The 18,359-nt window shown below is 52.9% G+C and carries 12 protein-coding genes; 8 read left to right on the forward strand and 4 right to left on the reverse strand.

Annotated features, from left to right (window positions below; translation table 11 throughout):
- On the reverse strand, positions 1-303 hold a 303-nt coding region (locus KOO63_14605), incomplete at its 3' end, for a hypothetical protein (GenBank protein MBU8923046.1).
- Here KOO63_14605 and KOO63_14610 point away from each other — a divergent pair.
- Entirely contained in the window at positions 277-1,164 is an 888-nt protein-coding gene (locus KOO63_14610) for a PhzF family phenazine biosynthesis protein (GenBank protein ID MBU8923047.1), read from the forward strand. The two genes, KOO63_14605 and KOO63_14610, sit on opposite strands and share 27 nt — an antisense overlap.
- 219 nt (positions 1,165-1,383) lie before the next feature.
- On the opposite strand, the gene KOO63_14615 is transcribed toward KOO63_14610, so the two are convergent.
- Positions 1,384-3,456 carry a S9 family peptidase gene (locus KOO63_14615; GenBank protein MBU8923048.1) on the reverse strand — a complete coding sequence of 691 codons (2,073 nt, stop codon included), beginning with the start codon at positions 3,454-3,456 and terminating at the stop codon, positions 1,384-1,386.
- Positions 3,457-3,648: 192 nt separating this feature from the next.
- Between KOO63_14615 and KOO63_14620 the strand changes: the two genes are divergently transcribed.
- From KOO63_14620 to KOO63_14630, 3 genes are read left to right on the forward strand one after another with little or no spacing between them, the layout of a single operon-like run.
- Complete coding sequence (locus KOO63_14620) at positions 3,649-4,566, forward strand: ABC transporter ATP-binding protein (GenBank protein ID MBU8923049.1); 918 nt, start codon at positions 3,649-3,651, stop codon at positions 4,564-4,566.
- Positions 4,567-4,568: 2 nt separating this feature from the next.
- Complete coding sequence (locus KOO63_14625; protein MBU8923050.1) at positions 4,569-5,837, forward strand: ABC transporter permease; 1,269 nt, start codon at positions 4,569-4,571, stop codon at positions 5,835-5,837.
- A complete protein-coding gene (locus KOO63_14630; protein ID MBU8923051.1) occupies positions 5,834-7,069 on the forward strand; it encodes an ABC transporter permease in 1,236 nt (411 codons plus the stop codon). Before KOO63_14625 ends, KOO63_14630 begins: the two co-directional genes overlap by 4 nt.
- Positions 7,070-7,100: 31 nt before the next feature.
- Here the strand turns inward: KOO63_14630 and KOO63_14635 are convergent, their stop codons facing one another.
- Together KOO63_14635 and KOO63_14640 are read right to left on the reverse strand one after the other, a co-directional pair.
- Entirely contained in the window at positions 7,101-8,879 is a 1,779-nt protein-coding gene (locus KOO63_14635) for a hypothetical protein (protein MBU8923052.1), read from the reverse strand.
- 93 nt (positions 8,880-8,972) lie between these two features.
- Positions 8,973-9,908: a radical SAM protein gene (locus tag KOO63_14640; protein MBU8923053.1), complete on the reverse strand. Its 936-nt coding sequence runs from the start codon at positions 9,906-9,908 to the stop codon at positions 8,973-8,975.
- 191 nt (positions 9,909-10,099) lie between these two features.
- Here KOO63_14640 and KOO63_14645 point away from each other — a divergent pair, with 191 nt between their 5' ends.
- The 4 genes from KOO63_14645 (at position 10,100) to KOO63_14660 (ending at position 18,233) form a co-directional block, all read left to right on the forward strand.
- The gene (locus KOO63_14645) at positions 10,100-11,962 is read left to right on the forward strand and encodes a GNAT family N-acetyltransferase (GenBank protein ID MBU8923054.1); all 1,863 of its coding nucleotides are present in this window, start codon (positions 10,100-10,102) and stop codon (positions 11,960-11,962) included.
- Between the two features lie 39 nt (positions 11,963-12,001).
- Complete coding sequence (locus KOO63_14650; protein MBU8923055.1) at positions 12,002-13,192, forward strand: acetoin utilization protein AcuC; 1,191 nt, start codon at positions 12,002-12,004, stop codon at positions 13,190-13,192.
- 21 nt (positions 13,193-13,213) lie between these two features.
- Complete coding sequence (locus KOO63_14655; GenBank protein ID MBU8923056.1) at positions 13,214-15,652, forward strand: butyrate kinase; 2,439 nt, start codon at positions 13,214-13,216, stop codon at positions 15,650-15,652.
- 364 nt (positions 15,653-16,016) lie between these two features.
- On the forward strand, positions 16,017-18,233 hold the full coding sequence (locus KOO63_14660) for a hypothetical protein (GenBank protein MBU8923057.1): 2,217 nt from the start codon (positions 16,017-16,019) through the stop codon (positions 18,231-18,233).
- The last annotated feature ends 126 nt before the right edge of the window (positions 18,234-18,359 follow it).

Below are 18,359 nucleotides of genomic sequence, written 5' to 3' on the forward strand. Positions count from 1 at the left end.
CATAAAATGCTTCTGATCTTCATGCTGAAGATTCCTCCTTCTGAAAAACTGCGATTCCATCCCGTCTCCGCATAATATACCGACCGGGACTGAATATTTAAAGGAAAAATGGATATTCAGGGAAAGTACTGCCAGTAACACATTAATAAACAATGACTTAAGGCTCCCCTGGTCTTTGGCGTGGAAATCGAATATTTTTCTTCCCACAACGTAAGACATTCTGATACGATGGGCAAAAGCGGTCTTGAGATTCACCTGTTTGCCAAGGGACGGGATATGAGCCGAAAGATAGTTTATGAACATGTCGATGTCTTCACTACGAAGCCATTCGGGGGGAACCAGCTTGCCGTATTCGAAAAGCCGGGCAAGCTGAAAAAGACGCAGATGCAGCTTATCGCGCGGGAGATCAATTTCTCCGAGACGACATTTATTTTTCCGCCCAAGGACAAGGAAGCAGACGCAAAAGTCAGGATCTTTACACCTGCAGAGGAAATTCCGTTTGCCGGCCATCCGGTTCTTGGTACTGCATTTGTGATCCTGTCGAATAAAAAGGGCAAGAAACCGTCTGGTCTTGAGCTGGAGTTGGATTCGGGAAAGATCTCGATTGATGTGATCAAATCGAACAAGACGGAGACGAGACTTTCCATGAACCAGCCGGTTCCAAAGTTCGGGAGTGCTCTCATGAACAGGGGACAGGCGGCCAGGGCTGTAGGAATCAAGAATTTCGACCTCCTTGGCGGGGGAGTGATCTCGAACGGACTTGATTTTCTTATAATCGAGGCCAGAGATTCAGAGGTAATAGGCCAGGCCAACCTGAATATCGAAGAAGCCATCAACGTGATGGCCAGACATAAAGTCATAGGCATATATCTTTTTGCCAGGACAGAAAATCCAAAGATCAATATACATGCCCGGTTTTTCGCGCCGACACTCTCTGTCATGGAGGACCCGGCGACGGGATCGGCTGCCGGGGCTCTGGGAGGTTACCTGGCCAGGATACTCAAGTTCCCGGCCGAGCTCAAGCTTATGATCAGCCAGGGTAAAGAGATGGGCAGGCCAAGCCTTCTTCAGACAGATGTCCATTGTGATCGTGGTATGGTGCAGAAAGTCCAGGTCGCAGGTTCGATAGTGAGGGTGGGAGAAGGCACAATATCGATGCCTTGAAGGATTTGATTTTTATTTTGCTGCAGAATGTGGTATAATAACGGCGGTTGAGGGGTTGGGGTCGTGAAAACACCGGCCAGCTCTGAATAAAATCGACAATATTTGCCGGAAAAGGTTCTGAGGAGGTGGCCCGCGTGACCCTTTCATTGGATCTCTTTTCCGGTTTTTTTATGCAGTCAATTCCGACGGACTGCGTCTTTACGTCCTGCTGACAAGCATCTATTCCTTGAGATACTTCTCGAACCAGTCATGTAGCGTGTTCCACCAGAGTTCCGCGTTCTGAGGCTTCCTTACAAAATGGTCCTCATCCGGGAAGAAGAGTAGTTTCGAGGGGACTCCCTGCCGCTGCAACGCGGTGAAGAATTCGAGGCCCTGGGTATACGGGACCCTGTAGTCGTGTTCTCCATGGACGACGAGACATGGCGTTTTGAATTCCGCGACGAACCTGTGTGGCGAAAACTTTTCATAGATCTCCCTGCTCGTCCATGGCATGCCGCCAAACTCCCATTCCGGGAACCACAATTCCTCAGTGGCACCGTACATCGATTCGAGGTTGTAGACTCCGGCGTGTGAGACGAGGCAGGTGAACCTGTCGGTATGGCCCTCGATCCAGTCGACCATATATCCGCCGTACGATGCTCCAGCCGCGCCGATCCTGTCAGGGTCGATATAATCGAAGTTTTCCAGCATATAGTCCAGTCCGTTCATGATGTCGGTATACGGCGCGCCTCCCCAGTCGCCGCTGATCGCGTCAGTGAATGCCTGTCCGTACCCGGTGCTGCCTGTAAAGTTGAATGTAGCCACCACATACCCCGGTGATGCGAACATCTGGACGTTCCACCTGTAATGGAAGTTGTCTCCGAACGCGCCCTGCGGGCCACCGTGGATCAACACGATAACCGGATATTTCCGGCCTTCTTCAAAGAAAGGAGGTTTGACGATCATCCCGTGTACCTTCGTAGCAGCTCCGTCAAACCAGAACTCTTCGAGCGGGTTCATTGCCAGGTCGGCGAGCAGATGGGCATTTATATCGGTAAGCGGCGATATTTTTTTACCTTTCATCGTGGATGTGTAGAGGTCGGTCGGTCGGTCGACACTCTGCCTCGCGAATACTATCTTCCTGCCGTCAGGAGATATTCTCAGGTTGTTATCATATCCGCCTGTGATTACTTTTTCCGGCGTGGCCCCACGTATACCCACTTTGCAGATCGAGTAACGTCCCCGGTCCTGCGTAGAGAAGAAGATCGAACGGCTGTCCGGACTCCAATCGAAATTGCCGATACCGTAATCAAAATCTTCCGTGAGATTAAGTGTCTTTTTTTCTCGGCGGTCATACAGCATCAGGCGATAACGGTCGGCCTCGAACCCGGCCTTCATCTGGGCTCTGTAGGCGATATATCTCCCGTCGGGCGAATAACGGGGGTTGTTATCGTTGGACAGGTTCTCCGATGTGATCGATGTCGTCGTACCATCCTTGACCGACATGATATACAGGTCGTTGTTAGTCGAGATGGCCACCATCTGGTCAGGATTCATGGAATAGCATATCTCGTCTCCGTCAGGCGAGAAATCGTAGTCACGTTCTCCCCCGAGCGAGATCGGGGGGACGTCCGTCATGCCCCTGTTAATCTCTACGAGTGAGGAACTGTCGATATCGGTCAGGAAGAGATGGCTCCATCGTCCCTCTCTCCAGTGATTCCAGTGGCGGAACATCAGATGATCGATCAAGCGGGCCTTGACCTCGCTGTTTTTCCATTCATCCAGTTTTTCAGCGTTACAATCCATGTCATCGCATTCGGGATATACTCGAGATGTGAATGCCATGGTCCTGCCGTCAGGGGACCACAGGGGGTCGGACACTCCTGTCGGAATGTCTGTGATCCTGCGTGCTTCACCACCGCCGGTCGGGATTATCCATATCTGTGAACTGCCTTCGCGATCGGAGACGAAGGCCAGCTCTTTTCCGTCGGGTGACCAGCACGGGGCGTAGTCGCTTCCACTGCTCCTGACGAAGTTCCACGGCTGTCCCCCGTCAGTCCTGACCATGTAGATGTCGGTGTTGGAAGAATTACTCTCCTTGTCGAACCAGGTCACGGTAAAGGCGACCAGGTCTCCCTCGGGTGATATCTCGAAACTGCCGATCCTTCCAAGCGAGATCAGGTCGTCGAATGTCAACGCGTGAGGTTCACCATTGATATCTCCTTCGTGTGCTCCGACGGGCAGGGTCACTATCGTGGCATACAGCGAAAGAAGGAGCAGCATGACCGGGATCTTCGAGAACGGATATCTCATTTCAATCTCCTCGAAATTAAGGTTAGATTATTTACAGGGTTCTATTTTATGAAAAAGAGCGTCTATTGGCAACTTTTATAAAAAACTGCCGTATATAAACTTGAATCTCGAATCAAATTCTGTAAATCTGGATGACGATTGTTCAGTCGGCGTCAGGCGCCACGCACCCACTGCTTCCCACGGAGGAAGATCATGATAGAAGTCAGTGAGATCAGGAAACAGTTTGGAGAAGTCAGGGCCGTTGACGGCCTCAGTTTCAAGGTATCCGAAGGTGAGATCTTCGGCCTTCTCGGCCCGAACGGTGCAGGGAAGACGACTACGATATCGATGCTTTCAGGCCTTCTCGCGCCGGACTCAGGGACAATAACCGTTGCGGGCATGGATATCTCTGCTGGCGACCGCAGAGCGAAAGCCATGATGGGCGTTATCCCGCAGGAGATCGCTCTCTACGATGAACTTTCAGGCCGCGAGAACCTGCATTTCTGGGGTGGTCTTTACGGTCTGACAGGAGCAGATCTTAAAAAGGCGACCGCCAGGGTGCTCAAGATGGTCGACCTGACCGACAGGGCAGACGACCAGGTGGGGAAATACTCTGGAGGGATGAAAAGAAGGATCAACCTCTGTGCCGGTCTCATACACAGGCCGAAGATCATTCTGCTCGATGAGCCGACGCTGGGAATAGATCCTCAGGCGAGGATCAAGATACTCGAGATCGTGAAAAAAGAAGCGAAGTCCGGAACTACGATCATCTATACCACACACTATCTCGAAGAGGCGGAAGAACTCTGTGACAGGATTGCGATCATAGATAAGGGCGCCATCTACGCTGAAGGGAGCCTTGCGGAACTTGTCGATCTTGCGGGAGAAGAAGACATTATCACCGTCACCGGCGATTTCAAGGGCTGGAAAGGCGACAACCTGCCTGAAGGTGTGAGGCTCGACCATATGGAAGAGGGCAGCCTGAGATTTTATATCTCCAGGAAGGACTCTCTGGGGTCTCTTCTCAATTCCTTTTTCGGCGCGGGGATCAGCGTGGAAAGTGTCTCGATCAGCGAGCCGGGGCTTCAGGGCGTATTCCTCAAGCTGACCGGCCGGGAACTGAGGGATTGAATATGAATACGATACTCAGAATATTCATCCTCGATCTGAGGAGAAGGATGAAAAGTCCTCTCGCTATCGTTCTCACGATGTGTATCCCCCTGGTGATGACGTTGATAATCGGGTCGGTCTTTGGACGCGCGGGAGATGTGAAGCTGCCAAGGATAAAAATGCTTCTCGTAGATAATGATGGAGGCCTGGCGGCGCGGTTTCTGAGGCAGGGACTCGAACAGGGACAGCTCGCGGAGATGGTAGAGGTGATCCCTGTCGTCGAAGAAGAGGGAGAGCGTTTAATGGCCAAAGGTGAAGCGTCGGCCATGGTCGTGATCCCGGACAGTTTCACCACTAGGGTAGTCGATGGTCTGCCGGTCACTATCCGGGTCGTGAAGAATCCCTCGGAATCGTTTCTGCCGATAATCGCGGAAGAGATCATATCGACGTTCGGAGTTATCCTCGACTGCGGGACGAATACTTTCAAAGAACCTCTTAGAAAGTCGAAAGAGATCCTGACTGCCGAAGGGTGGCCCTCGCTGAATGAGATTCAGACACTTATGGATGAGGCGAAGGTTATATTCGCTCTTACCGGCGGATACCTGACTGATACACTGATCTCTGTCGAAGAATCTACAGTCTCCGAAGCCGGGGATGAAGGGGGAGGAGGGTCTTCGGGAGTCAATGTCTTCTCGTATGTCATGGCTGGAAGCATGATGATAGGCCTTCTCTTTACCAGTAACATCATGCTCAGGGATATAGTAAGGGAAAGGGCCTCGGGCACACTGACCAGGATCCTTGCCGCACCGTTGAGTATCTGGCACGTCGTGGCCGGAAAACTGCTGGCTGCCTACATGGTCACAATGGTGGCCTGTCTGGCACTGCTGATCATAGGGCGATTCGCTTTTGGCATGGACCTCGGTGGACCCGTCGTTCTCGCCGTACATCTCTCGGCTACCATGTTTATGATCACCGGATTTATGACATTCTGCTTCGGCCTGATCAGGAGTGAAAGGTCGGCTGACGCGATCGTATCTGTCCTGATCATCGTCATATCTCTTCTCGGTGGAGGTTTGATCCCGATCAGTCAGATGGGTGGGATGTTCAGGTCGATAGCGTTGTTTTCTCCGGTCTACTGGGCCAGCGACGGATTCATGGAAATATTCCTCAACCAGGCCGGCCTGGCAGATATTATCCAGAATATCGCCATACTGGTCGGGATCGGGTTGGTCACTCTTATGCCCGGTACCTGGTTACTTGGAAGAAACCTGAGAAAAGGAGGGTCGAAATGAAACGGACAGACCCTCTCAGGCTGATCTGGCTCATCGCCCGTACCGACCTTGCCCTGACTTTCAAGGAGCGGAGCACCGTCTTCTGGGCCTTTGTCATGCCTTTTGTCTTTATCTTTGTTTTCGGACAGTTCGGAAACAGTTCAGGTCGGTCGGGAGTGAGCGCTACGATAACGATAGAGAACAATGACAGGGGACCGCTCGGCGACGACCTGATCAATACCCTCAAACGTGAGAATATCGGCCTTGTGGACAGTCTCGCTGAGGGAGCCGATGCGGTGAGAACGCTGGTTATCCCGGACGATTTCTCCGAGAAGGTCTTTTCCAGGGAAAGGACAGCGGTCTATCTCCGCAAGGACGAAGGTTCGAACATTCAGGCAGGGGAGACGGCAGCTGTCGCCATAACCCGGGGGCTGATCAAGGTCGTATCGACACTTCTCGAGATCGAGAACGGGATGATCGGGTCGGGCAGCCCGTATCTCTCGATAACAGGAGATTCTCTCAACGGAAACCTGCAGTTGGTGATCGATGAATTGCCTGAAGGAGATACGATGATGGAGTCCCGGATCGATTCGCTGATGGCGAGAGATCCAGGCGTGCTGGTCGATAGTAAGATGGCCGGGCGAGGTGTCGAACCGCCGGGAGGTTTCCAGGGAGCGGTCCCGGGCAATCTAGTGATGTTCGTGCTTATGACGATGGCTTTTGGAGGCATCACCCTGGCGATCGAGAGAAAGAGCAGGGTGTTGATGCGGATCGGAGTCTCCCCGGCAGGCCGCCGGGAAATCGTCGCGGGAAAACTGCTCGGCAGGATGATGCTCGGATCTCTTCAGATCCTTGTTCTTCTGGTCGCCGGAAGGTACCTCTTTGGAATAAGTCTTGGTAACTCTATCCCTGCGCTGGTCGTTCTTATGCTTTCCTTCGCGTTCTGCGCCGGTGGATTCTCTATTCTCTTCGGGTCGCTGTTCAGTAATCCCGATCAGGTGTCGGGATTCGCCGTTATAACGTCGCTCGCGATGTCGGCTCTCGGGGGCTGCTGGTGGCCGCTGGAAATCGTTTCAAGGCCGTTCAGGATCGTGGCCTTCCTCCTTCCGACAGGTTGGACGATGGACGGGATCCACAAGCTTATCTCATTCGGATACGGATTTTCATCGGTGGTTACTCATGTCGCGGTATTGTGGCTCTTCGGCCTCGTATTCACGGCAATAGCAGCGAAAAGACTTAAGCTGCAAGAATGAACCCGTGCTTTCTGTCTGAGGCGGCCAGAGATCATTCCATGCTGTAGTGGATGATGGCTCCGTTCGATCCGACGGCATTTATATCATAGGGTCCGTTACCCCAGATCGATCTGAGTGTTCCCCCGACGGGGCTGCTCTGAGCATTCCAGTCCATGCCGTCGAAATGCAGGATGACCCCTTCCTGGCCGACCGCGAAGACGTCGTCGGGGCCGCTTCCCCATACTCCGTAAAGCTGGCGTTCGGTTCCGCTGTACATCTTGGTCCATTCGACTCCATCATAATGCAGTATGGTACCGAGATATCCGACGGCATATATATTGTTCCATGCCGTCCCCCAGATACCGACAAGGAGAAAGGCCGATGGGGTTGTGACTTCTTCCCATTCGATGCCATCATAATGGATGATCGTCCCCAGTCCCCCTACAGCCCATACGTCATCCGGAGCAGCGGCCCATACACCGTGAAGGGCCATCTCCGTGTTGCTCGTCATTTCCTCCCATTCGAGTCCGTCATAACGCATGATCTGGCCTTCCCATCCGACGGCGAAGACCATGTCGCCGCCCGCTTCGGAGAAGGCGTTCAGTTCGATATCGTCCGGTATCGTTTCCGGCTGCCAGTCCGAATCGATGTACTTGAAAAGAGTGCCGGATTCTCCAGAGAAAAACACATTACTTTCCGCGGTTCCATGGATGGAGTTAAGGTGAAATGAAGTCTTCCCCGGCCATGTGTCCCACCCGAAACCGTTGAAATGAATTATGGCTCCGTTATTGCCGACCGCCCAGGCATTGTTCTCGTCACTGCTCCAGACTCCCGTAAGGTGCTGCGATCTCGCGTCAGGGATCTCGGTCCAGCTGTTGCCGTCATATTCGATAATCACTCCCAGATACCCTGCCGCGTAGCACAGCTCGCTGTTGATGGCCGTGATCCCGTGGAGCCTGTGATCGGTCACCTGGTTCATCATCGACCAGGAATCGCCATTGTAGAAAAGAGTCATGCCGTGGCCGCAGGACGCGAATACCATATCGCTCGAAATTCCACTGATCCCGGTAATATCCTCTGTAAAAAATACACCTTCATCTACCGAGATGATCATGGGCGTCCATTCCGTTCCGTCGTAATGGATGAGGTTTCCACTGACTCCGCCCATGAAGATGTCTTCTGCCGAACTTCCCCAAATCGTACGAAAGCTCATGACACCCATCTCCTCGATCTCTGCCCAGAATGAACCATTGTAATGGAGGGCCGCGCCATAGTCACCGGCGGCATATATGTTCGATGACGACGAACCCCAGATCGTGTAGAGATCGTCTGTGACAGATGTGACCACAGGGGTCCAGACTGTTCCATCGAAATGGGTCATTGTGCCGTAGTCGCCGACGGCATATACGTCGCTGCCGGAGAATCCCAGGATGCAGTTCAGGGCCCTTTGCACATTAGAATCCATCATGGTCCAGTCAGTTCCGTCATAATGCAGGATCAGTCCTGATTCGCATGCAGCGAAGACGTCAGAACCGGAAAGGCCCCAGATAGAATTGATCTCCAGTTCTGTGCCGGAGGCCATTGTGTGCCATGATGATCCATCGAAGTGGAGGATGGTCCCACCGGACCCTCCCACAAAGACGGATGTCTCAGAATCGTGCCATATCGTCCTCAGGTGCCTCGCGCCGGAGAGCAGGCGCCATGATCCTGTCTGTTCCTCGGGTGGTTCCGGAGTGACCGATGAGTCGCTTCCGCACGACAGTATGGTGAAGGAAAAGGTCATGACTGCCAGAAGAGGCAGGATAGATATTATATGTCTGCGTTTGAACATAGTCCTGTCCTTTGAAAGAAACGTAATGCCTGTCTCTTTAATCTATAACAATTGTTGTCTGGAAGAAAATGATTTGACAGGAGAAAGAATAGCTCAGGTGCTGGTACGGTCGCTGGCGATATACCAGGTCATGCCTTCTTTCGATTCTGTGACGACCCTTTCCGAAGCGATCATCGAATCCATAAGCTTTATTGTCTGCGGAACGCCAAGTCCCAGCGCGGCACTTATATCAGCGGCCGTACAGGGCCTGCGCTCTATCATCGACAGTATATTCTCCGAGGCTGAAGCGTCCTCATGTCTTGCTTTACTCGAAACGTTTGCAACGATCTCACATCTGTCGCCGAACATCGCGCGGATCTCCTCCATGCGTTCGTGTGATAAGGCATTCGCGTCACCGGTAGTGCCGGGCCTGACTGCTGTGTTCAGCTGGATCGATGCAATGTCAAGGCCGGACACTATGGTCTTCAGTCCCTCCAGGTTTTCCATGTCAGTGTTATATCCTTCGACGAGAAGGATCTCGAGGCGTACTTCACCCCGGTATCCTTCGATAAACCTGGTAAGCCCATCGATGATGTCTTCAAGCCTGATAGAGGGGTGAGGCCTGTTTATCCTTTCAAAACAGGTCGGGGTGGCCGCGTCCAGCGATGGGACAACGATATCAGCCAGTGACAGTTCGCCGCGGACGTCTTCCCTCGAGATCAGCGAGCTGTTCGTGATGACTGCCACCGGGATCCCCGATAGATCCTTCATGCCGCTGATCAGTTCTCCCATTCCGAGGTAGAGAGTCGGTTCGCCTGCTCCCGAAAGAGTCAGTATGTCCGGATTTTCCTTCATCTGCCCAAGCCGGGCCTCAAGTTCTTCGAGGATGTCACCTGCTGGATAGAAGTTTTTTCTTTCGACCGAGAGGTCTGTCGTTCCTCCGCACTCACAATAGACACAATCGAAGGAGCAAGTCTTGTATGGTATCACATCTATTCCGAGAGACCTGCCCAGCCTCCTCGATGCTACCGGTCCGAATATTCTGCCCATCCCGTACCTTCCGTCTGAAGTCGTTCGTCACTGAATCTAAACGAATCGCTACTGCCCATCCAGTAAAAGTTGCGGGAGGTATGTCTTGAGCCTGGATATTTTCCGGATATCCTTGAAGAATCTCCGCAAAAGTAACATTATCATCCGGGAGAATGACTGTCGGCGATTTTAGAAAAATCCGGGGGTTAGCCATGGAAGAAAGCGTCCTTTATAAAAGTAAAAAGAGGGATATAGACGACATAGTCAGGATTATCAAGCCTGGCAGCAGAATATTTATCGGATCGGGTGCGGCCGAGCCTCAGGCACTGATCAAAATGCTCATTGAGAAGGGCAGGCAGATCGCGGATCACGAGACGATCAACGTGATCGAGCTGGGTACCTCTCCATACGCGGAAGCGGTGATGAGCAGGCCTTTCAAGCAGAACGCTTTTTTCATCGGGGCGAATGTCAGGGACGCCGTCAACGAGGGCAGGGCGGAATACACGCCCATCTTTCTCTCCGAACTTCCGTCTCATATACGTTCCGGATCGCTCAAGATCGATGTCGCATTCATACAGGTCGCCCCTCCGGACAGGTATGGCTACTGTTCGCTGGGAGTGTCGGTCGACGTAGTGAAGGCCGGCGCGGAGGCGGCCCCCCTCGTCATAGCCGAGGTGAACAGGCAGATGCCGAGGACTCTCGGTGACAGTTTCGTTCATCTCAAGGACATAGACTACGTGGTCGAGAGCGATCTGCCACTTTTGATGCTCGATCCTCCGGAGTCTGACGAAGTCGCGAGTAAGATAGGACAGAATGTAGCACGGCTGATCCATGACGGGGCCACATTGCAGACTGGTATCGGGATGATACCGAACGCGATACTGTCTTTCCTCACTGAAAAGAACGATCTCGGGATACATACAGAGATGTTCTCCGACGGGATCATCGACCTGGTCGAATCGGGAGTGATCACGAACAGGAAAAAGACGATTCACAACGGCAAGATAATCGCGACATTCTGTATGGGCACACAGCGCCTGTATGATTTCGTCAACGACAATCCGCTGATCGAATTCCATCCCTGCGACTATACTAACGATCCGTTCATAATCGCAAAGAACGAAAAAATGATCTCGGTAAATGCTGCAATACAGGTGGATCTCACCGGGCAGGTCTGTGCCGATTCGATAGGTGAATACTTCTATTCCGGCATCGGAGGCCAGGTCGATTTTGTGCGGGGCGCGGCAAGGGCGAAAGGGGGCAAGCCGGTCATCGTGCTTCCCTCGACAGCACTCGGAGGTGAAAGGTCGAGGATCGTGCCTTATCTTGATCAGGGGGCGGGGGTCGTCACTTCGAGGGGAGACGTCCATTATGTCGCCACCGAGTTCGGCATAGTCAACCTTCACGGCAGGAACCTGAGGGAACGGGCACTTGCCCTGATCAGCATCGCCCACCCGGATTTCCGCGATGACCTGGTCGATTACGCCAAGAAGCGTCACCTTGTGCATCTCGATCAGATGCCTCTTGTCATCTCGGGGAAATATTATCCGGAACAGTATGAAGAAGCGGTGGAATTCGAGGGTGCGCAGGTATTCTTCCGGCCGGTCAAGCCGACCGACGAATCGATGCAGAGGGAGTTCTTTTATGCGCTGAGTGACGAATCGGTCTACTATCGTTTCTTCAACAGGGTCAAAGCTATGCCGCACGAGAAGATTCAGCCGATGGTAAACATAGACTATCGTGAGGAGATGGCTATCGTAGGTCTTGTTGGTGAAGCGGGAGATGAGGAGATGGTCGCTATCGGAATGTTCAAGATCGATCCGTCGGTCAACGATGCAGAGGTGGCTTTCCTTGTCCGTGATGACTGGCAGAAGAGGGGAATTGGGACATTCCTCATGAATAAACTCATCGATGTCGGCCTGGAAATGGGGCTGAAGGGTTTTACGGCGGAAGTCCTGGTAGAGAACAAGAAGATGATGTACGTATTTCATAAATGTGGTTATCCGGTCCAGACGAAGCTCGAGGACGGGGCCTATTCACTCAGGATAGATTTCAGGAAGGATTCTTCCCTTTGACAACGGACGGTAGCCGGGATACTGAAAGATGGAAAGTAATTGAAACATGATAAAGACATAAAAAAAGTCCATCCGGGAAGGGATGGAGCCGTGTTCATCAACTCTGACCGATTGGGAGGTTATTCCTTTTCGCCGGAGCATCCATTCAGGCCCGAGAGAGTGAAGATGGTCCATGAGATGTGTGAACGGCGGCAGTTGCTTTCGGGCAATGGTGTAAGAGTAGAACAGGTGGAAGAGATCGAGGATGGCCTGCTGGAAAGGTTTCATACGAAAGAGTATATCGATCTACTCCGCGAAGCGGGGCGCTGTGGTGAGATCGGTGTCGAGATGCTGTATCACGGCCTCGGGACGATGGAAAACCCGATATTCATGGGAGTCTACGATTTTGCGGCCCTGTCCGTGACAGCCAGTGTAAGAGGCGCGAGGATCGTGGCGGAGGAAGGTGTCAGCGCTTTCAATCCATGCGGTGGATTTCATCATGCCCATCGAGACAGGGCCTCTGGTTTCTGTTATGTGAATGATGTTGTGATCGCCATAGAGGAGTTACTCATGCTGGATGCCAGGGTCGCTTACCTGGATGTGGATGCTCATCATGGAGACGGGGTCCAGGAAGCTTTCTACGATGACCCCGGAGTGATGACCTTGTCGATCCACGAATCGGGCAAGACTCTTTTCCCCTGGGGTGGGTTCGAAAAGGAGTCGGGTGGTCCGGGGGCAGAGGGTTATAACATTAACATCCCCATGCTCTCCGATACAGACGACGAGATATTTCTCTTTCTTTTTCGTTCCATAATCCTGCCCGCGCTTGATGCGTTTGGTCCCGATATCGTCGTTCTTCAGGCTGGCACAGACACCTTCGCCACCGACCCGCTTACTCATCTGAAGATGACAAACAACGGATATATAGACGCGATCGGATCCCTTCACGCAGCCTTTCCCCGGATTCTGGCCTTAGGCGGGGGAGGCTACAATATGGCCGATGTTGTCCGGGGGTGGACATTGCTCTGGGCTGACCTTGCCGGGATCCAACTCGATAGCGGGTATGGCGGGGCTCTGGGAGGGGTCCTTATGGGAGACGCCTCTATCGATGGATCCGACCTGAGGGATATGCAGGTATATACTACCGGCCCCGCGAAAGAAGAATTGAGAAAGTACTCGGAATCACTTGTCGCCAGATTTGAAAAGGAAGTCCAGCCATTACTGAAACGGTCCGGGGCCACCGGTCGCTGAAAGAAAAGGATTGTGCCATCTATGGAAGAGCAGTTGAATATCGTTGAAGCTCAGATCAATTCACTTGTCGGCGCTGTCAGGAAGACAGGGATCGCAAGAAATATCGAGAAAGACCTTCTCAGCGTCCAGGAAAAATTTCGCTACGGGAATGTCGAGAACCAGCAGCAGCTTTTTGACCTGCTCTATCACGTCGTCGCGGTCTCTAAGCCTCCATATCTGATAGAAGACTGGGAGGAAGCGTGGGGAAATGTCTTTTCATACCTCGTCCAGATGATCCTTTCCTCCCCGGAAAGGTCAGAGAAGATCATTTCGCTTCTCTATGGTCCTGAAAATATTCCGGCGATTGTTTCAGAAGAGAATATACTCTGCATCAATCCCGGTTCCACATCGACCAAACTTGGCCTTTTCTCCGGATTGAGACTCGTTGCGGAAGAGGAAGTCCACCTTCCTCCGGATTTCGAGGATACGATCGAGACGAGATCCGACGCCATTATCAAATGGATAGAATCACAGGGTGTAGAGAAGGGGCAGCTCACCGGCATAGCCTGTCGCGGTGGATTCGTCAGGCCTGTACCGACCGGTACTTACAGGGTCTGTTCCGAGATGCTGAAGGATCTCGAAGACCCGGGGATCGTTCATGCCTCCAACATGGCGATACCGATCGGACAGAAGATCGTGGAACGATACGCGGGAGATACGGAGATATTCGTCACTACAACCGATCCGGTCGCTTCGGATGAGATGAAGACTTCGGCCAGGCTGACCGGTATCAGGAAACTTCTCAGGGACGGTTCGGGCGCGCATTACCTCAACCATAACGCTGTCCACGGCCTGGTCTGCGCAATCCTGGGTGTTTCGGATGAGGAGATGACGACGGTCGGCGCGCATATGGGTGGCGGGATGTCCGTGGTCCGGCACGAAGGAGGCCAGGCGGGAGACCTGGTCAATGCTTTTTCCGGACTGCCCAGCGCCAACAGGTCGGGAAACATCCCTCTAGATATACTTGTCGATGCTTATGACAGGGGCGAGATGAGTATCCCCGAACTAAAGAAGTACCTCTTCGGCAGTGGTGGCCTGATCGACCTGGCAGGGACGAATGATTTCAAGGCACTCATGCATTTCAGGGATTCCGGCGCTGTCGACGCGCAACACGAGAAAATCGAGCTGATCCTCGATTTCATGACGAGCGGGATAGCCGGCGCGATAATGAAGCTGTCAGCGGTCGAGGGAGCCATCGACGTAGTGATGCTGACAGGCGGCCTGGCGAGAAGCGCCGAATTCACGGGAATGATCAGGAGGAAACTCCTGCCTTACTTCCCCGTAGTCACTATCCCCGGTTCGATCGAACACGAGGCGATGGTAGCAGGGTTGCTGAGAGCAAAATACAGACCGGCCACACTGAAGGATTACACTAGAGAACGCGACAGGTTAAAGAAATTCAGGGCGATGGAGAAAGACCTTATCGATACGGAGATATTCTCTCACCCCCACCTCAGGCGAAAGGAGAACGCTCCGGTCGGCAGTCTCGACGAACTTGTCCATGTCACAAGAGCAATGGTGGCCAGGTACAGGGCTCCCCGGATAGCCATCGTGGGCGCTGAGAACGAGGATGCCATGGCAGCCGCCAAGCAGGCGAACGAGGATGGCCTCTATCCTGTAGCCAGCTTTCTTCTCGTCGGTGATTACTACAAGGTCAATCAGATCGCCTGGGACTACGATGTAAAGGTCGACGGAGAGAACTACGCGATAGTCGATGCCGACGATCCGGTAGAAAAGGCTCTTTCTCTTCTCGATACCGGAGTGGCCGATCTTCTGATGAAGGGCGGAGTAAAGACGTCCGAGATCATGGGCGGCACTCTCCAGTACCTCAAGAAAAGCGGGAAACTGAAGAAAGGTTCCATATACAGTCATGTCGGTGTCTTCGAGATACCAAGCTACCCGAAGCTGCTCATGGTGACCGACGCGGCCCTCATCCCTGCTCCCGGTCAGAAGATAAAAAAGAAGATCCTGGAGAATGCCCTTCAGATAGCTTCCTATCTGAATATCGATAAACCGAAGGTGGCTGTTATCTCGGCAGTGGAAATAGCCAGTCCGAGTGTCGAGTCCTCTATGCTGGCAGCTGAATTCGCGGCGGAATACGCCGACAGGGATGACTGTATCGTCGAGGGGCCCCTTTCGCTCGATGTGGCCATGTCCCCCCAGTCGGCCGCGGAAAAACACTATACAGGACAGATCAAGGGTAACGCGGATATCCTCCTGATGCCCGATATCGAGGCTGGCAATGTCGTTTACAAATCGTTGACGGTATCGTCCGGTGCGTTTCTGGCAGGCGCGATAGTCGGCGGAGGCGTTCCCATCATCCTTACTTCCAGAGGCGATTCGGCCAGGTCGAAACTGGCCTCGATCTGCCTTGCTTCATTAGTGGCCATGAAACAGGGTGACGTTTCGAAGAGTGATTGATCGCGGACTATCAGGATTTCCCCGTTTTTGTCACACTTTTTGCCTGTACGCAGGGTGGTATTGCGGACAGGCCGGCCTGCGTATGTAGAATGGCAGAAAATATTGTCCCTGCGGATTCGTGCAGGGCCATAATTGATTGAAAAACATTCGGATATGTGATACAATGCCATCCAATCCGGTTCATATTATGTGGCCCTTCGGTAAGGGTTCGGATGGCCGCTCGAGGGAATTGACATTTTTTCGATAATTATCAGGACATCTTCAATCGGGAGGTGATCAGAAGTCTGGCAATTCGCTTTACCAGAGAGAGGGAATTTGGGGTAAGGGATCGTCCTTCAGTCATCGTTTCAAGGAGAGATCGAGAATGAAATCGAAATTGCTGCTGTTAGTACTCATTATCTTCACTGCATCGGTGCTTCTCTCAGGAGCGGCCGACGCGCAGATACCGACCAGCGGACCAAAGAATCCCAAGTCGGTTCCGGGCACTGCTTCTGAATTCGGATATATACCACCACCGGTCGACCTTTCGCATATCGTTGTGACACCCGGCAGGCTGATGGCCCCCGCGGCGTCATGGGACTGGCGGTCGACAAGTGAAGTCACCTCTGTGAAGAACCAGAACCCCTACGGGACATGCTGGGCATTCGGCACTCTGGGATCTTTCGAGGCCTTTATACTGATCAACGAATCGATAGCGTATGATTATTCCGAGCACAATATCCAGGGATGCAATGTAGTCTCGACAGACTGCAACGCGGGTGGCAACGCATGGATGTCGGTGAACTATCTCGCCCTCTCGGGTACGATCGACGAATCATGCGACACCTATCCAGGCACCTGCCCCGTAGCGACATGCAGTAACCCTGCCTGTTCATTCGACAAGCAGGTGACTGAGTGGAGAGTCATACCAAACGACGTTACAGCGATCAAGAACGCCGTGCAGACCTACGGACCGATCTATGTTTCGATGTACGCCAGTTTCCCCGCGTTCAATTCCTATGACGGAACGACATGTCTCGTCTATGCGGGTACGGAAGATCCGAACCATGCTGTCGTCATCGTTGGATGGGACGATGACATGTGCGGCGGTAGCGGCGCCTGGATAGTCAAGAACTCCTGGGGCACGGCCTGGGGTGACAACGGGTATTTCTACATCCAGTATGAAAACGCAAGGATCGGTGAGAACGCGAACGTCATCACCGGCTATAAAAATTATGATCCCAACGAGACCATTTACTATTACGACGATTACGGCTGGTGGAGTTCTGTAGGATTCGGAGACGGTAATGACCTGGGTATGGTCGTATTAGACCCGGCGAACAGTGACGAGTATCTCTACAGCGTCGATTTCTGGGCCACGGGAGCGAATTGTTCGTACAGCATCTATGTGTACGACACATTCTCCGGCGGTGTCCTTTCGGATGTCCTTGCAGGCCCGATCAGCGGCACTGTTACGGATGCAGGTTACTATTCAATAGATCTTCCGACTCCTGTTCAGGTTACAGCCAGTGACGAGATCTATCTTGTCGCCGACCTGACAACACCAGGGTACGGTTATCCCATTCCTTATGACGATACGGGCCCGATGGAGACGGACAAGTCATATATCAGCAACGATGGGACATCGTGGAGTGCCCTCGATAACGGTGGTTACGCAATGGGTGACGCGGGTATCCGCGGCCGCGTAGGGCCCGAGGTCGTGGCAGGCGAATGTTCGATGGAAGGGGATCCCGCCTTTTTCGTAGGATTCCCGGGCGGCACGATCAATGTCATCAGGGGTGAGTCCTGGTGCCACGACATCGCCCCGACGAACTTCGGCTTCGTATCGACGACGTGTCCGGACGATGACACGTTTTGTGTGCATATCACCGATGATCTCGGCTGGACCATTTCTGCCACGCCGGAAGCCCTGGCGAGCTGTTTCGAGGTCAACGCAGGTTCATATTTCTGGGAGACAGTCTGCATCACTGTTCCATGTGATGCCACTATCGGAGCGACGAACACCTTGACTGCATTCATGGCCTTCTGCGATCTGGCCGGTGTCTGTGCTCCCGACTGTGGCGACTGTGAAGAACCCAACTGGTACAGCGGCAATCCGTATTATCAGACGATCACGCAGGACTTCGAGGTGATCGAATCTCCACCCGCGCTCTACATCCTGCAGGATACACTGTACTATGTCGAACAGGGACAGACGGCCGCTTACATTCCGTTCTCGATATGTAATGGAGATCCATGTGCCGCAGCCACTGACTATGGTTATAGCATTACCAGTCTCGGGGTGGTCGGAACCGCGATCGATCAGAGTGGTACTGCTGTAGGTGTCCCGGGAGGAGCCTGCGATGAGGTCTACGGTATAATAGATGCCGGTCTTGCCGATGTTTGCGATTATGATACATTGGTTATAATCGCCTGGGATTCCGCAACCGGATCGGTCTACGATACATGTGTCCAGGTGATCCATGTAGTCGAACCGGTTCCTGTGCCTCTCTTCGGCACGCCGGTCGTTGTGATCCTGGTAATAGCCATGATCCTTACAGCTGCTATCATCATGAAGAAGCGGATTACTGGAACCGCCTGAGACTGACAGGCAACGATAGACTGGACGGGCGCGCTGAGCTTGGCTTTGCGCGCCCGTGCTTTAATGTGGACCTGCCGGCATATTATGACTAATATCCCGGCATGTGTACCAGGGTCGTCACCGCAT

The organism is Candidatus Latescibacterota bacterium (assembly GCA_019038625.1).
GTDB lineage: Bacteria > Krumholzibacteriota > Krumholzibacteriia > Krumholzibacteriales > Krumholzibacteriaceae > JAGLYV01.

Excerpts from the sequence above, each read along its gene's own strand:
- KOO63_14610 (MBU8923047.1), top strand. The coding sequence starts at position 277 with ATGAGCCGAAAGATAGTTTATGAACATGTCGATGTCTTCACTACGAAG.
- KOO63_14615 (MBU8923048.1), bottom strand. The coding sequence starts at position 3,456 with ATGAGATATCCGTTCTCGAAGATCCCGGTCATGCTGCTCCTTCTTTCG.
- KOO63_14620 (MBU8923049.1), top strand. The coding sequence starts at position 3,649 with ATGATAGAAGTCAGTGAGATCAGGAAACAGTTTGGAGAAGTCAGGGCC.
- KOO63_14625 (MBU8923050.1), top strand. The coding sequence starts at position 4,569 with ATGAATACGATACTCAGAATATTCATCCTCGATCTGAGGAGAAGGATG.
- KOO63_14630 (MBU8923051.1), top strand. The coding sequence starts at position 5,834 with ATGAAACGGACAGACCCTCTCAGGCTGATCTGGCTCATCGCCCGTACC.
- KOO63_14635 (MBU8923052.1), bottom strand. The coding sequence starts at position 8,879 with ATGTTCAAACGCAGACATATAATATCTATCCTGCCTCTTCTGGCAGTC.
- KOO63_14640 (MBU8923053.1), bottom strand. The coding sequence starts at position 9,908 with ATGGGCAGAATATTCGGACCGGTAGCATCGAGGAGGCTGGGCAGGTCT.
- KOO63_14645 (MBU8923054.1), top strand. The coding sequence starts at position 10,100 with ATGGAAGAAAGCGTCCTTTATAAAAGTAAAAAGAGGGATATAGACGAC.
- KOO63_14655 (MBU8923056.1), top strand. The coding sequence starts at position 13,214 with ATGGAAGAGCAGTTGAATATCGTTGAAGCTCAGATCAATTCACTTGTC.
- KOO63_14660 (MBU8923057.1), top strand. The coding sequence starts at position 16,017 with ATGAAATCGAAATTGCTGCTGTTAGTACTCATTATCTTCACTGCATCG.